Consider the following 16276-nt stretch of genomic DNA (forward strand, 5'->3'; position numbering starts at 1 on the left):
CTTTCATGGAAGGTTACATTTACTCAGCATCAGAAACCTCGGGGAATTCTAATGTTATATTACCTAATCTGCCATTTCGGAAATCATCCACTACAAAACCCGCTGCTTTATTTAAGTCTAATTCACCGCCCTTAATTCTGCAACCCCTTTTTTCAGCAATCCGGCTTAAAGTTATGGAATTGTCCTCATCTTCTTCTATTTCGTACCGGCTGGCCAGGCAGCTTTTATAATGAACTAAAAGAAAACGGATCAATTCCAGGGATAATTCATATATATTAAGTATTTCCTCACGGATAGAACCAATGTAAGCCAGTTTTAATCCCACGGACTGATCTTCGAATTTTGGCCATAGTATTCCAGGAGTATCTAATAATTCAATGTTTTTATTTATTTTAATCCATTGCTTTCCTTTTGTTACACCAGGTTTATTACCGGTCTTGGTGGCGGCTTTACCGGCAATACTATTAATAAAGGTAGATTTGCCCACATTAGGGATTCCCACTACCATAGCACGCAGCGGACGGTTTAAAATACCTCTTTTTCTGTCTCTTTCAATTTTTTCTTTGCAGGCTAATTGAACCACATCGTTAACTTTCCTTACACCATTTCCGTTCTTGGAGTTAACCAAAGTAACGAAATACCCTTTATTCTCAAAGTAAGTTTTCCAGCTTTCCGTATGTTTCTCATCAGCCAGATCATATTTATTTAATAAGATGACCCTGGATTTGTTTTTAGCCATATCATCTATATCCGGATTCTTACTGCTAAGGGGAATTCTGGCATCCACCAATTCAATTACTACATCTATTAATTTCATATCTTCCTGCATCATACGTTTTGCCTTTGTCATATGCCCAGGATACCATTGAAAATGCATTCACTTACCTACCTTTTCTTTCCTATTAATTTCAAATCAATTAAGTTTTTTCTATTAGACTCCTTCTATTAAGCCCTTCATTAAATCTTTCAATTTAACTCTTTCAATTAAAACTCTATCAATTTAACTCTTTCAATTAAGCTCTTTCAATTAAACTCTTTCATTTAGCTCTTTCAATTAACTCTTTCATTTAGCTCTTTCAATTAACTCTTTCAATTAGCTCTATCAATTAGTTCTTTCAATTAACTCTTTCAATTAACTCTTAACTCTTTCATTTAAGCTCTTTTAATAAATATTAATTCTCATCATTGGTTGTTTCAGTTGTATCCGTAGAATTATTATTCTTATTGATTTCTTTCTTATTTATATTACTAATAAAGGTGAAATTATTGGATCGAATCCAGGCTTTACCGATTATGTCACTAAAAAGTATATTACCAATATTGGCAAAACGGCTGTCTTCACTATTATTTCTGTTATCACCTAATACAAAATATTCATTTTTATCAAGCAGAATTTCTTCCCCTGCAAGTCCACTGTTTTTTATTGGTTCAGTAACAAAAGGTTCCTCGATGATTTTACCGTCGATATAGATCTTACCGCCATCAATACGAATTCTTTCTCCAGGCAGCGCGATAATTCTTTTCATATTATAATAGCTGTGTTCTTTATTCGTTTGTTTAAAAACAATAATATCAAAGCGCTTTGGTTTTGATAATTTGTATGCAAACTTGTTAATGATTATTTTATCCTGATCCTTTAAGGTTGTTTCCATGGATACACCAAACATGGTGGTCTTTTCTAACGCATAATTTACTATAAGATAAGCTAATGTAATTACAAAAGCAATCTCAACAATCCATATGATTATTTTAAATATAATCTTTCTAATCAGAGGCCCTTTACTTGCCTTATCAAAATCAAAATCCATAACCTTACTCCTGTTAAACCAACAAACGATTCCGTTTATCTTTTCCTGTTAAAAAAGGGACAATACCTAAGTAGTTGTCCCTTCCCGTTTTTTGTTCATCTGTAAACGATCGAATTATTTTACGATTTCTTTTACTTTAGCCTTCTTACCTACTCTATTACGTAAATAAGTTAACTTAGCTCTTCTAACTTTACCACGTCTGATAACTTCGATTTTTTCAACACTTGGAGAATGTAATGGCCAGGTTTTTTCAACGCCAATACCGTTAGAGGACTTTCTGACAGTGAAAGTTTCTCTTGCTCCGCCGTTTTGTCTTTTTAAAACTGTGCCTTCAAAAATCTGTGTTCTTTCACGGTTACCTTCTTTTACTTTAGCATATACTTTAACAGTATCGCCTACGTTAAAGCTGGCTACGTTTTCTTTGAGCTGAGCAGCTTCAATATTCTTAATAATATTGTTCATTTTGTGACCTCCTTAATATTTAGATGTTCTTAATACCTTGCTTTACGGATATGTAAAAAACATGTCCTGAAAATCAGAAAAGCGGTGTATTAGAGGACCATCCCATCTCACAACATCTTACTTTAACATATTCAGATATAGATTGCAAGTATTTTCTAGTAAAATTAAATAAAAGTAAAATCAAGAGAAAATAAAGAAAGAAAAGGATATATCTCACTTTTTTACATATTTGTAAGGAACATGAAGCCTTCCAATGTCTAAGAATTCAAATTTACTTTTTTAAATAATCATTAAGAAATTTTTTCTCCTTTTGAGACAGTTCCGCTTTTTTCAGCCGGAAGTTTGACAGTTAAATGAAGAATAAATTGCTGTAAGCCTTGATATAGGCTTATTTTTTTGTCAAATTTCGCGTAAATATATGTAGCTATTTTTGGCTATATATGGTATAATAAGGCATGGAGGTGTTTTTTATGAAACTAACTGTTAGTAAGTCCAAAAATTCTTCATCTTTCTATGTACAAAAAACCATACGCAAGCAGAATGGCTCTGTTACCACTGTTACAGTTGAAAAATTAGGTAACCTTGATGAAGTAAGAACAAAAGCTCATGGCATGGATCCATATATTTGGGCTCAGGAATACGTAAATGAACTCAATCGTAAAGTGTACGACGAACAGAAAGAGATTATTGTTAGTTATTCCCCTACTAAACTCTTAAAAAAGGGTGAGCAAAAAGCTTTTAACTGCGGATATCTTTTCTTGCAGGATGCTTACTACAGTCTTGGTCTCCACAAAATATGCAGCTCAATCCGTTCAAGGCATTCCTTTGAGTATGACCTAAATGATATCCTTTCCAAACTTATTTATACAAGGATTCTCTATCCTTCTTCTAAACTGGCTTCAAACAGGCAGGCCGACGTGTTCATAGAACAACCTTCTTTCGAACTGCATGATATTTATCGTGCCTTATCTGTTCTGGCACAAGAAAATGACTTTATCCAGGCAGAGCTTTATAAAAATAGTCAGAAAGTCGTGGAACGACGCAAGGATATCCTTTACTACGATTGTACTAACTTTTACTTTGAACTTGAAGAAGCGGATGATCTTCGCAGATACGGAAAGAGCAAGCAGCATCAGCCTTTACCCCTGGTTGGTATGGGTCTTTTCATGGATTACGATGGTATTCCTCTGGCTTTTGATATCTTTCCCGGAAATCAAAGCGAGCAGCCTACTCTGAAACCTTTAGAAAAAAAGGTGATCAGTGATTATGGTCTGGATCAGATCATTGTCTGCACCGATGCAGGGCTCTCATCCAAGAGCAACCGTAAATTTAATGATAAATCCATTGGAGGCGAGCGACTCCGTAGTTTTATTACTACGCAGTCAGTCAAACAACTCCCTTCCTATCTAAAAGACTTTGCCCTTGATCCAGATGGGTGGCGCCTGGCTGGCGACAGCCGAACCTATAACATTAGTGAGCTGGATGAAACAGAAGATTACAATAAGATTTACTACAAGGATCGCTGGATAAAAGAAGACCTGTCCCAAAGAAAAATCAAACAGGGTGCTACCCCACTGGAACAGCATTTGATTGTTTCCTTTTCTTTAAAGTATCAACGCTATCAACGCAAAATACGTCAGGGGCAGATTGACCGAGCACAGGAGCTTATCAATAGTGGAAAATATAAACAACGTCCCAAAAATCAGAACGACCCACACCGTTTTATTGGACATGAGGTTGTTACGGAGGATGGTGAGGTATGTTCAAAAGATATCCCATTTCTGGATGCAACTGCTATCCATGAAGAAGAACGATATGATGGTTTTTACTCCGTATGTACGAACCTTGAGAACATGGGGATTGATGAGATTATTAAGATTAACAAGAAGCGCTGGGAGATTGAGGAATGCTTCCGTATCATGAAAACAGAGTTTAAAGCCCGCCCTATATATCTTCAGAAAGAAGATCGTATCAAAGCACATTTCATTACGTGCTACATTGCATTATTCGTGTTCCGGGTACTGGAGAAAAAGCTTTCTGGAGAATACACCTGTGAAGAGATCATGGATACCTTGCGAACTATGATGATATCACGCCCAGGAGAAAAACTTGGTTACATACCAGCCTACACAAGGACAGACCTTACGGATGCTTTACATGAAGCCTTTGGTTTCCGTACGGATTATGAGATTATAACCGACGTTAACATGAAGAAGACTATTCGAGAAACAAAGAAAAAGTAATAATATATAGCTACATTTTTTCATCATTAAAAAGCGGAAAATGCCTTATAAATACAGCGTTTTCCGCTTTTGACCTGTCAAAGATGGGGATATAGATTGCAAGTATTTTCTAGTAAAATTAAATAAAAGTAAAATCAAGAGAAAATAAAGAAAGAAAAGGATATATCTCACTTTTTTACATATTTGTAAGGAACATGAAGCCTTCCAATGTCTAAGAATTCAAATTTACTTTTTTAAATAATCATTAAGAAATTTTTTCTCCTTTTGAGACAGTTCCGCTTTTTTCAGCAAATCAGGTCTGTTTTTAGCTGTCCTTAAAATGGACTGCTGTTTTCTCCACTCTTCTACCTTGGCATGATGACCGGATAATAACACCTCCGGTACAGACTTTTCCATAAATACTTCAGGTCTTGTATATTGTGGATACTCTAACAGATTATCCTGAAAGGTTTCAAATTCTGCTGAAACATCATTATTTAAAACCCCTGGCACTAACCTTGCAATGGCATCAATCATAACCATGGCCGGCAGCTCACCTCCGGTAAGTACATAATCTCCGATGGAAACATAATCGGTTACCACCATTTCCAACACCCGCTCGTCAATACCTTCGTAATGACCACATAAGAATATCAGATCTTCTTCTTCTGCGAATTCCTCTGCCATACCTTGATTAAATACGCTGCCTTGTGGAGTAAGATAAATTACTCTGGTTTGTTTTTTTATAGGCTTAGAATTCTGCTTATCCACTTCGGTTGATTGGTTTTTTTCTGATTTGTTTTCTTCTAGTGTCTCTGCTGATACTGTTTTATCAGCTTCCATTTTATCTGGATATTCGAATCTATTATGTGTCAGACCTTTCCTTAATTTAATCTGTTCCATAATATATTGATGTGCACGATAAACCGGGCCCGGTGCCATAACCATGCCGGCTCCGCCCCCGTAAGGATAATCATCCACCCGATTATGTTTATTTTCAGCAAAATCTCTGATGTCAACCATATTCAGGGTCAACAATCCCTTATCCAGTGCCCGACCGATTATACTGGTATTCAGTCCCTGTTCAATCATGTCAGGAAACAATGTTAAAACATAAAAATTCATGTAAAACTCCTTTATTTATCCCGGTGCAATTTATTTCGGATATAATTCTTTTTTTATCTTTGCAGCATATCGGGCAAATCAGATTAATCCTGGTAAAACATGGACTTTTATTATTTTATTAACAGCATCTATATCTAATATACATTCCTTAATGGAGGGCAGCAAAATTTCTTTTCCTTCCTTTGTTGAAACAATGTATACATCATTAGCTCCGGTAGTCATTACTTCTGTTAATTCTCCTAACTCTTCCTCTTCATCTGTAATAACCTTTGAACCGATAATATCATATATAAAATATTCATCTTTCTCAAGTTTTACTGCATTCTCTCTTGTTACAAGAAGATCCTTGCCTTTATATTTTTCAATATCATTTATATTATCAATACCCTTGAATTTCAGGATGGCCTGTTGTTTAAAGAATTTAACCCCTTCTATTTCAAGGTTTATCTGTTCTTTTCCGGTATCTAATATAACCTGTTTTAAATTTTTAAACCGATTGATATCGTCAGTAGTAGGATATACCTTTACTTCACCTCGGATACCATGGGTTGAAGAAATTACTCCAACACGTAAAAAATTATCCATTACAGCTCCTATCTGTTCTTATAAAATATATATATCAAAACATTAGTATTAATTAAATTATTGCCAGTTAAAATACTGAGTAAAATATTATTATGGATGACCCATTATAAAATCATTATTATTACGAATGCTTTTATAATATCCTTGCGGATGGCTTGTAAAATATCATTATAAATGGCTTGTAATCATTATGAACGACAAGTAATATCATTATGAACGGCTTGTAATATCATTATGAACGGCTTGTAATATCATTATGAACGGCTTGTATTATCATTATGAAGGCTTGTATTATCATTATGAAGGCTTGTATTATCATTATGAAGCCTGTAATATCATTATGAATGGCTTGTAATATCATTATGAACAGCTTGCAATATCATTATGAATGGCTTGCAATATCATTATGAAGACTTTAATATATTATAAAAATAATTAATATGATAATGATTGGTTTTCTAAATAAAGATATGATTACTTTTTAATACAAAACAAGAACCCGAGCCAAAAAGGCAAGTCAATAAGACTGGGTTCTTGTATCTTAAAACAGTATTCATATGATAAATACTGCAATTAAACAAAGCTTCCTGCATGAACATTCGACTTTTGTTTTAATTGGGAATTATTGTAGTATTTCGACTACTACTTTTTTGTCATCCTTTGTAGCTGCTGCTTTAACAACTGTACGAATGGACTTTGCAATACGGCCTTGTTTTCCAATGACCTTACCCATATCTTCCGGGGCCACTTTCAATTCAACAATTATAGACTTATCGGTTTCCTTCTCAGTTACAACAACTTCTTCAGGGTGATCAACGAGTGATGTAGCAATTACTTTAACTAATTCTTTCATTACTCTTCACCTCCACTGGAATGTGAAATGCATAGTACAAAAAATGTACAATTCTTGTAGCAACTAAACCGTAATAGTTAACAGGCACTATTTAGAAATACCTGCTTTTTTAAATAAATTACCAACTGTTTCAGTAGGTTGTGCACCATTTGATAACCATTTCTTAGCTGCTTCTTCATTAACTTTAAAAGCACTTGGTTCTACGGTCGGATCATAAGTACCGATCTCTTCGATAAACTTTCCATCTCTTGGTGATCTGGAATCAGAAACAACGATTCTATAGAAAGGAGCTTTTTTCTGTCCTATTCTCTTTAATCTAATTTTAACTGCCATTGATTTCACCTCCTTAAATTAATATCTCTTAATATACAATATATATTAAGTTTCTATTGTAAAAGTTATAACAAATATTGTTTATAACATAATACCAACTAAAATCCAAAGGGCAATTTGAATTTGCCTCGTTTTGCGGCTTTCCCGCCCATCATACCGGAAAACTGTTTCATCATTTTCTTCATCTGTTCAAACTGTTTCACCAGTTTGTTAACTTCGCTGATATCCACACCGGCACCTTTAGCAATACGTTTTTTTCTGGAGGGATTTAAGATATCCGGATTGGAACGTTCTGCATTTGTCATAGAATAAATTATTGCTTCAACTCCAGATAAGGCATTTTCATCAATGTCAACGTCTTTTATTCCTCCGCCCATACCAGGCATCATCTTTAATATATCACCAATGCCGCCCATTTTTTTAATCTGCTGCATCTGATCTAAGAAATCATTAAAGTCAAACTCTGCTTTTTTGATTTTCTTTTCCAATTGTCTTGCTTTATCTTCATCAAAATCAGCCTGGGCCTTATCAATTAAAGTGAGGATATCACCCATTCCAAGGATTCTGGATGCCATACGATCCGGATAAAATTGTTCCAGATCCGATAATTTCTCACCCATACCAACATAGAGAATTGGCTTTCCGGTTACAGCACGAATGGAAAGGGCTGCACCACCTCTTGTATCACCATCCAGCTTGGTCAAAATAACACCATCGATACCGATTTTATTGCTGAAATTTTCAGCTACATTAACCGCATCCTGACCAGTCATGGAATCAACAATTAATATGGTTTGATGTACACTTACATTTTCCTTGATTTCAATTAACTCATTCATCATGTCTTCGTCTATATGAAGACGACCAGCCGTATCTAATATAACAACATTATAATTGTTCTTAATGGCATGTTCGATGGCAGCTTTTGCTATGTTCACCGGTTTATGCTTATCTCCCATGGAAAATACGGGAACCCCCTGCTTATCTCCATTAATCTGTAGCTGCTCAATCGCTGCGGGTCTGTAGATATCACAGGCAGCAAGCAAAGGTTTTTTCCCTTTGGATTTGAATTTGCCGGCTAATTTAGCTGTAGTAGTGGTTTTACCTGCACCCTGTAACCCACACATCATAATGACGGTAATTTCGTTTCCGGGTTTAAAGGATATTTCAGTGGTTTCAGAACCCATCAGGTTAACCATTTCTTCATTAACGATTTTAATTACCATCTGTCCCGGTGTTAAGCTGGACATTACATCCTGTCCTACGGCACGTTCCTGTACGGATTTGATGAAATTTTTAACAACTTTAAAATTAACATCGGCTTCTAACAACGCCATCTTAACTTCTTTCAGAGCAGTGGCAACATCCGCTTCGGATAAGCGTCCTTTACCTCTTAAATTTTTAAATACATTTTGCAGTTTTTCAGATAGGCTATCAAATGCCATGTACAACCTCCTAATGATTACATACATTCTCAAATTTGAGAATACTGCTGCGTAGTTTCGGACAACAATTACGTAAATTTTAATTAACTTGTTTTGTCCTGCAAATTTCAAACTATAAATTTAAATTAAAAATCCGTGTTATGAATAGCAAGTTTAAATTTCTAATTACAAATTGAATTATTTATATAAATTATTTTGGTTATAAGTCTTTCATTATGTTATCGGATAATATAATGATATCCTCTAAGCCGGTCAATTTTCCGGATATCTTCATCTGCTCAGACAGGGCTTTAATCCGGTTAACTAAGGCTTTGGTTTCCTCAAACTTTTTTACTAAATTAAGTTTTTCTTCACATTCTTTTAATTGTTTGCTGCAGCGCTTTACTATATCATAAACACCCTGCCTGCTGATGCCTTGCTCTTCTGCAATCTCACTTAAAGATAAGTCATTGAGAATATAATCTTCAAATATTTGCTTATTATGGTTTTTTAACAATTCCCCGTAGAAATCAAATAATATTGAAAGTTCAACTTTTTCTTTTAGTTTATCGTCCATTATCATATCATCCATATCAGCACCACCTGTAAAGTTATTTTCTTTACAGATGATAGTATATCTGATTCTGATATGTTTGTCAAGGAATTTTCTTGACAAACATTCATTTTCTTCAAAAATTCTTCAAAAATTATGTTCTTGACAGATAATCATTTTCTTAGTAACCATATCCTTGACAAATAATTATTTTTCTTAATAATCATATCCTTGACAAATTATAATTTTCTTAAAAACCATATCCTTGACAAATAATCATTTTCTTAAAAATCATATCCTTGACAAATAATTATTTTCTTAAAAATCATATTCTTGACTAATAATCATTTTTTTTAAAATATTATCTCTATTTCAGACAATGAATTCACAGCCAAACATATTTTCCTGTAAAAGTATTACTTTCTGGATTACAATTTGGGAATCAAAATTTATTAAGGATACTTAACGTAATAAACTCTCTGCTTTACGGAATTCTTCTTCCAGAAAATCCTTATCAATATTATGTACCGAAACAATCGGTTCAGGTTCTCCGGTGGTTTCCTTAAGTCTTTTTTCCATAACCAATAGATGTCTCCACCGTCCTAATTTATATGCCGTATTATTATAAGTTCCCACTTCTGTAAAACCATACTTTTTATGAAGTGCTACGCTGCTTTCATGAGGTACGCAGATTAATGAGTAAATGTTATAAAATCCTTGTTTCTTTATTATATTGAACATCGCGTTATATAACGCAGTTCCAATCCCCCTTCGGTGGTATTTTTCATTCAGATAGACGGAACATTCACAATCCCACCCAAAAGCTGCTCGTTCCAGGTGTGGAGAACAGTACGCATAACCTGCGATTTCATCATCAATGATGCAAACCAGCCAGGGGAACTTCTCCATTACTTTTTTCATACGTTCCCGAAACAACTCCACCGGTACTTTTTCATATTCAAAGGTTATTACCGTATTTAAGATATAAGGTTCATAAATGTAATATATTTCTTCTGCATCCTCTAGGGCTGCCATTCTTACAGTGATCCGACTCATTTTTAATCCCATAGTTATACCACAAGTCCCCTTGCGATATAGCCACAATCAGGTTGAAAGAATAAAAATGTGGCATCCTTTCGATTCGTATATTTTCTTTCAACCTTTGAAAGAATGAAAATGTGGCATCCTTTCGATTCGTATATTTTCTTTCAACCTTTGAAAGAATGAAAATGTGGCATCCTTTCAAATCGTGTATTTCTTTCAATCTTTAAAAGAATCAAAATGCAGCATCCTTTCAAATCGTGTATTTCTTTCAATCTTTAAAAGAATCAAAATGCAGCATCCTTTCAAATCGTATTTTTTCTTCCACCCTTTGACCTTCCCTTCATTTACCGCTTAGGGTAACAAAGAAATCATAACGTTTTAACCACCTTGATGCGTAAAAATGAATGTTCCGATACCTACCGCAATTGTTATATTCAAGGAATCCACTTCTGGTGATTGGGGGATACAAATACTTGTCCCTTCTTTTAGAAAAGAATCATCCAAGCCTGTCGCTTCATTGCCAAAGACAAGGGAAAATAGTTCTGTTTTTGGACAATTTTGAATCTCCAAGGTATTGGCACCGTTAAGCATAAAAGTGAACACATCGTGCTTTGGATAGCACTCTTTGTATTTCGCAAAGGAATCAAAATGCTGATGCCTTAGTTTAAATAATGACCCCATAGAAGAACGTATGGTTTTAGGGTTAAAAATATCGGCACAGGGTGTTATAATCGCAAGATCATAAATTCCCATCCCTACGGCAGTCCTGATAATAGTTCCCAGATTGCCCATATTACTTGGATTTACCAGTACAATATGAGATTTGTTCTGTTCTAAAAGACATTCATATTTATCAAAAACACCGATTACAAAACAATTTTCCTTATCGCTTAATTTGTTAAATATTTTATCCTCTGCTAAAACAGGTATTTTTTTTTCACCACACAAACTGACAAGGTTTTCTCTGTCAGTAAAAGTGGAATGTATATAAACAGCCTTCACAAGTTCAGGATGTGCTTTTATCAATTCGAATGTTGGGAATGCTCCCAAAGTATAGGAATACTCTACTCCTTTTTTATATGGTTTAATGTGCTCCATATATTCCTCCAAACATTTTTAACTTAATATTGCCTACTTTTTATCTATTTATAGTAAGCTATTTTAAGAAATAAGTAAATATATAAAAAATTAAAATATAAAAAATAATTATAAACTTTCATATGAATTTTACTATTTTGAATTGATTTGTATTGTCTTCTTTATTTCATTATTGTAAATATGATATTTTCAGAAATATAAGTTTACATAATATTTTTATGTTTGCTCTAAATTTATTGTCCCGCAAATTGCTCTCCCATAAATTCCTTAAGGCAGTTAATAATTTCTTCCCTTTCACCGCAATATAATACAATCATGTTATCCATTTTGTAGAAATGCGGAGGAGCAATCCAATCTACTGATACATGCTTTATCAGCTTATCATATCCAAAACCGTCCGGTGAAATATATCCCGCATCTCTTTCCATCGCTTTGTTATTTTTATATAGATAAACCGAAATATTATCTTTTTCATCGATCGTTACATAGTTTCTTATACCCTCTAGAATATCCTTATCAACCGCCTTACTATCTATCGAAAACCCCTTATGCTCCAACACTGCCATTAACTTATCATAGGATACGCTGCTATAAGTCGTATTGAGACTAAATTTATGCGATATGATAATTACAACGGTTATAAGTAAAAATAATCCCAGAATAATCATAATATACTTTGACTTATTACTTTTCATGAAACACCTCCGATTTATCTGATTCTCTTTTACGAGATTATTCCTTTTAATATTCCTTTTAATATCCCTTTCCATTATTCATCTTTTTTAAAAGAAAAACAGGACAAAACCTTTCAATAGATTCTGTCCTGTATAATTCTGTATTTTATCAATTAAACCGGATATGCCTTATTAGCGGTATCGGCTGCTGTTACATCAATTTTTGTTTTTTGCGCTTGACGGTATTTAAAGAACTCTGTTGCTACCTGAGGGAATAATGCATAGGACAATACATCTTCATCTTGTTCTTTCCATTGTTCCATTTCTTTTTCTATTGTTTTTAATTCAGGTTTTAGCAAATCAGCAGGACGACAGGTAATCGGTTTTGCATCTCCGATAACCTTTTTTTGAACCTCTGGATCAAAAGGTTTAACGGTACGTCCGTATTCACCGGATAAGACTGCTTTGGTTTCCTTTGTTACCATCTTATAACGTTCACCAGCTATAACATTTAACACAGCTTGTGTACCAACAATCTGGCTGGAAGGTGTAACTAGCGGCGGTTCACCAAAGTCCTTACGTACTCTTGGAATCTCTCTTAATACATCGTAATATTTATCCTCTGCTTTTTGTTCCTTTAATTGTGATACAAGATTGGATAACATACCACCGGGTACTTGATATAATAATGTCTTAATATCAACACCCATAACCTTAGGATTTAATAATCCGGTTTCTAAAGCTTTATCTCTCATCGGTCTGAAATAGTCTGCTATTTCAGCAAGTAGCTGCTGATCAAAACCGGTATCATAAGGTGTACCTTTGAAAGTTTCAACCATAACTTCTGTTGCCGGCTGACTGGTACCCATAGCAAAAGGTGACATAGCCGTATCAATAATATCGCAGCCTGCTTCTACTGCCTTCATATATGTCATCGCAGCCACACCACTGGTATAATGAGTATGAAGGTCAATCGGTATGCTTACGGCAGATTTTAATGCAGTAATTAAACTTGTTGCTTCATAAGGAACCAATAAACCAGCCATATCCTTAAGACAGATTGAATTTGCACCCATTTCTTCTATTCTTTTAGCCATATCAATATAGTATTCTGTAGTATATGCATCCCCTAAAGTATAGGAAATGGCAACCTGTGCATGACCGTTTTCCTTATTTGCTGCCTTTACCGCACATTCTAAGTTTCTTAAATCATTTAAGGCATCAAATATTCTGATGATATCAATACCATTGGACAATGATTTCTGAACAAAATATTCCACCACATCATCTGCATAATGGCGGTAACCCAATATATTCTGTCCCCTGAATAACATCTGAAGTTTTGTATTTTTAAATCCGGCTCTTAATTTTCTAAGTCTTTCCCATGGATCTTCTTTTAAGAATCTTAAGGACGCATCAAAAGTTGCGCCGCCCCAGCATTCCACTGCATGGTAACCGACCTTATCCATCTTGTCAACAATGGGAAGCATCTGTTCTGTTGTCATTCTGGTGGCAATTAAGGACTGATGTGCGTCACGTAATATAGTTTCGGTAATCTTTACCGGTCTTTTTACTTGCTCTGACATTCTTATACCTCCTGTTAATAATTTCACTAAATTTAAGTCACTTTTATTTGATTAGTTTAAAGTAGCTAATAATGTACTGGATTCAACCATATCACCAGCGGATACGTTAATGCTTGCAATGGTACCGTTATCAGGAGCTACTATTTCATTTTCCATCTTCATAGCTTCTAAGATTAAAAGAACATCACCACGTTTTACGGTTTGTCCTACGTTTGCCTTAATAGCTATAATTTTACCAGGCATAGGTGCATTTACTTTGATATTGCCGGCAGCTCCGCCTTTTGCTGCAGGTGCTGCTGCAGGTGCTTCAGCTTTTGCGGCCGGTGCTGCTGCGGGTGCTGTTTTCGGTGTTGCTACAGGCGCTGCTTTCGGTGCTGCCGCCTGAAAAGAACTTCCTGTATTTTCTTCCACTGTTACTTCATATGCTGTTCCATTGACGGTAATTGTGTAATTCTTCATGATATATTTCCTCCTTGTGCCTCTTGTAAATGCCCTCATTTACAAGGTAACTATATTAATAATCAAAAACAGTAGTAAATTAACTAAATCTTATTATGCATTCTGCCATCTTTTATTAACTTTCCTTATAGATCTTACAACTAATCCATCCGCAGGAGCTTCCTTACCCATAGATGCCATGATTGCAGCTGTTATAACCGCTACTAATTCCAAATCGTCAACCAGTTCTTCTTCCACTACAGCGTCATTACCAGTATTTACAGCGGTATTCGACCCATTATTAACGGCACCTGTAAAACCTGATACTGTGTCATTCGGTTTGTTATTCGATAAATTTGAAATTGACTTTATTATATAAATCAGGCCAGCGATGAAAACGATTGCAGCAAATATAATTCCTAAACCTATTAAAATATTCAACAATGGCTGGGGAATACTATCCGCAAAACTTGAATCGCCATTCGCTGCCAATACGATATTACTATATCCTGAATGTAATAAATTCATAGTTTGCTCCCATCTGCGCTTATGCGCAAGTATATATCAGGGATGTAATTTACTATACAGTGCCGTGTTTTTTACTGGGACGGCTTTCTCTCTTTGTAAATAACATCTCATATGCATAGATTAAATGTTTTCTAGTAGCTGCTGCATCGATGATACTGTCAACATAGCCTCTCTTGGCTGCCGCTACAGCACTGGACTGAAGTTCTGCATATTCGGAAGCTTTTGCTTCAACTACTTCAGGTTCCTTATCATACATAATCTGTGCAGCTAATTTCGCATCCATCATACCAATCTCTGCGCCTTCAACGGCTAATACCAAATCCGCGCCGATATGCTTGGAATTCATAGTAAGATAAGCACTTCCGTAAGCTTTTCCAACAATTACATTAACTTTTGGTACAGTCGCATTGGCAAATGCATAGGTTAACTTTGCTGTTGCTATACCAATGGATTTTTCTTCGTTAACCGTTGCTTTATATCCGGTAACATTGGTTAAGGTCAAAACAGGAATATTATAGGAGTCACATATCTGAACAAACTTTTCAGCTTTATAGCAGCCAGCAGTAGTTAATGTTCCATCAAACTTCTCAGAAACCTTACCCTCAGCATCCAGTATTTCGGTTCTGTTGGCAATAGCGCCTACCGTCATTCCATTAAGACGGATAAATCCGGTAACCATTTCTTTGGCATATTCAGCCTTTACTTCAAGAAAATAATTATTATCTGAAACAGCTCTTAAAGCAGCTGCAGAATCGGCTATAAATCCAGTGATTTCAGGTACTAATCTGTTTAAATCATCTTCGCATTCATCGTAAGATGCGTCATCTTCATTATTAGATGGTAATATGGTAACTAATTCTCTGATCTTAGTAAGAACAGCTGAATCATCTTCTAAAACGAAATCCACAGTTCCTGCTTTAGCCTGGAAATCTGCAGAAGCAGTATCTAGTTTGGAAGTATAATTACTCTCTAATGCATTAGGAGAATTAACAAATAATTTAGCGTTTGATTTAGTCATAAATGAAAAATCACTTAAGGAAGTTAAAACCGCTGCTCCACCACCACAAGTACCAAGTACTGCTGTAATCTGTGGAATAACTCCAGATGCCAAAGTCTGTTTCAAATAGATTTCTCCAAATCCATTTAATGCATCTGTTGCTTCTTGCAGTCTTAAACCTGCACAGTCAATGATACCAATGACCGGTGCTCCTACCTTAAGTGCTAAATCATAAATATATGCAATTTTTTTAGCGTGCATTTCTCCGATGGTACCGTTTAGTATGGATTTGTCTTGACAGTATACATATACCAGATTACCATCAATAACCCCATAACCGGTAATAACTCCATCAGCAGGTGCTTCTTTCTGCTGCAGATTAAAGTCGGTACTTCTTCTAGTTATTAGTGCACCAACTTCAACAAAACTATTGTCGTCAAGCAAAGAGTTTATTCTTTCTCTTGCTGACAATTGCGCTGTCGTATTCATTTTCTGCCCTCCGTTTTTCTATTTTGTGATATTAAAATCAAATTTTCTGCCAATTAT

At 35.1% G+C, this 16276-nt stretch carries 17 protein-coding genes; 1 reads left to right on the plus strand and 16 read right to left on the minus strand.

All coding sequences use genetic code 11. From position 1 onward, the window contains the following. Positions 1-19: 19 nt before the first annotated feature. The 3 genes from ylqF to rplS all read right to left on the minus strand — a co-directional run bounded on the left by ylqF (position 20) and on the right by rplS (position 2270). Positions 20-877 (minus strand): ribosome biogenesis GTPase YlqF, encoded by an 858-nt coding sequence (ylqF, locus tag QA584_RS14425; protein WP_278269735.1) that lies wholly within the window; start codon positions 875-877, stop codon positions 20-22. 295 nt (positions 878-1172) lie between these two features. Then, the gene (lepB, locus tag QA584_RS14430; protein ID WP_278269736.1) at positions 1173-1808 is read right to left on the minus strand and encodes a signal peptidase I; all 636 of its coding nucleotides are present in this window, start codon (positions 1806-1808) and stop codon (positions 1173-1175) included. Positions 1809-1922: 114 nt separating this feature from the next. Then, positions 1923-2270 (minus strand): 50S ribosomal protein L19, encoded by a 348-nt coding sequence (gene rplS, locus QA584_RS14435; RefSeq protein ID WP_278269737.1) that lies wholly within the window; start codon positions 2268-2270, stop codon positions 1923-1925. Between the two features lie 470 nt (positions 2271-2740). Between rplS and QA584_RS14440 the strand changes: the two genes are divergently transcribed. Further along, a complete protein-coding gene (locus QA584_RS14440) occupies positions 2741-4513 on the plus strand; it encodes an IS1634 family transposase (RefSeq protein WP_278269738.1) in 1773 nt (590 codons plus the stop codon). Between the two features lie 225 nt (positions 4514-4738). Here the strand turns inward: QA584_RS14440 and trmD are convergent, their stop codons facing one another. The 13 genes from trmD to QA584_RS14505 all read right to left on the minus strand — a co-directional run bounded on the left by trmD (position 4739) and on the right by QA584_RS14505 (position 16219). Next, complete coding sequence (gene trmD / locus QA584_RS14445; RefSeq protein ID WP_278269739.1) at positions 4739-5617, minus strand: tRNA (guanosine(37)-N1)-methyltransferase TrmD; 879 nt, start codon at positions 5615-5617, stop codon at positions 4739-4741. A 78-nt stretch (positions 5618-5695) separates the two neighbouring features. Further along, positions 5696-6202, minus strand: coding sequence for a ribosome maturation factor RimM (rimM, locus tag QA584_RS14450; RefSeq protein WP_278269740.1), 507 nt, complete (start codon positions 6200-6202; stop codon positions 5696-5698). Between the two features lie 622 nt (positions 6203-6824). Continuing rightward, the gene (locus QA584_RS14455; RefSeq protein WP_161839039.1) at positions 6825-7055 is read right to left on the minus strand and encodes a KH domain-containing protein; all 231 of its coding nucleotides are present in this window, start codon (positions 7053-7055) and stop codon (positions 6825-6827) included. A gap of 87 nt (positions 7056-7142) precedes the next feature. Further along, a complete protein-coding gene (gene rpsP / locus QA584_RS14460) occupies positions 7143-7388 on the minus strand; it encodes a 30S ribosomal protein S16 (protein WP_278269742.1) in 246 nt (81 codons plus the stop codon). Positions 7389-7486: 98 nt separating this feature from the next. Further along, positions 7487-8833 carry a signal recognition particle protein gene (gene ffh, locus QA584_RS14465; RefSeq protein ID WP_278269743.1) on the minus strand — a complete coding sequence of 449 codons (1347 nt, stop codon included), beginning with the start codon at positions 8831-8833 and terminating at the stop codon, positions 7487-7489. Between the two features lie 199 nt (positions 8834-9032). Then, positions 9033-9404 (minus strand): YlxM family DNA-binding protein, encoded by a 372-nt coding sequence (ylxM, locus tag QA584_RS14470; RefSeq protein ID WP_278269744.1) that lies wholly within the window; start codon positions 9402-9404, stop codon positions 9033-9035. A gap of 423 nt (positions 9405-9827) precedes the next feature. After that, entirely contained in the window at positions 9828-10421 is a 594-nt protein-coding gene (locus QA584_RS14475; RefSeq protein ID WP_278269746.1) for a GNAT family N-acetyltransferase, read from the minus strand. Between the two features lie 366 nt (positions 10422-10787). Next, on the minus strand, positions 10788-11507 hold the full coding sequence (locus tag QA584_RS14480; protein ID WP_278269747.1) for a TrmH family RNA methyltransferase: 720 nt from the start codon (positions 11505-11507) through the stop codon (positions 10788-10790). A 233-nt stretch (positions 11508-11740) separates the two neighbouring features. Next, entirely contained in the window at positions 11741-12202 is a 462-nt protein-coding gene (locus QA584_RS14485) for a hypothetical protein (protein WP_278269748.1), read from the minus strand. A 152-nt stretch (positions 12203-12354) separates the two neighbouring features. Beyond that, entirely contained in the window at positions 12355-13767 is a 1413-nt protein-coding gene (locus tag QA584_RS14490) for an oxaloacetate decarboxylase subunit alpha (protein ID WP_278269749.1), read from the minus strand. A gap of 51 nt (positions 13768-13818) precedes the next feature. Beyond that, positions 13819-14226, minus strand: coding sequence for an acetyl-CoA carboxylase biotin carboxyl carrier protein subunit (locus tag QA584_RS14495; RefSeq protein ID WP_278269750.1), 408 nt, complete (start codon positions 14224-14226; stop codon positions 13819-13821). Between the two features lie 93 nt (positions 14227-14319). Then, positions 14320-14733, minus strand: a complete 414-nt coding sequence (locus QA584_RS14500) for an OadG family protein (protein ID WP_278269751.1) — start codon at positions 14731-14733, stop codon at positions 14320-14322. Between the two features lie 52 nt (positions 14734-14785). After that, the gene (locus tag QA584_RS14505; RefSeq protein ID WP_278269752.1) at positions 14786-16219 is read right to left on the minus strand and encodes an acyl-CoA carboxylase subunit beta; all 1434 of its coding nucleotides are present in this window, start codon (positions 16217-16219) and stop codon (positions 14786-14788) included. Positions 16220-16276: the final 57 nt, after the last annotated feature.

The organism is Anaerocolumna sp. AGMB13025, assembly GCF_029689925.1.
Lineage (GTDB): Bacteria > Bacillota > Clostridia > Lachnospirales > Lachnospiraceae > Anaerocolumna.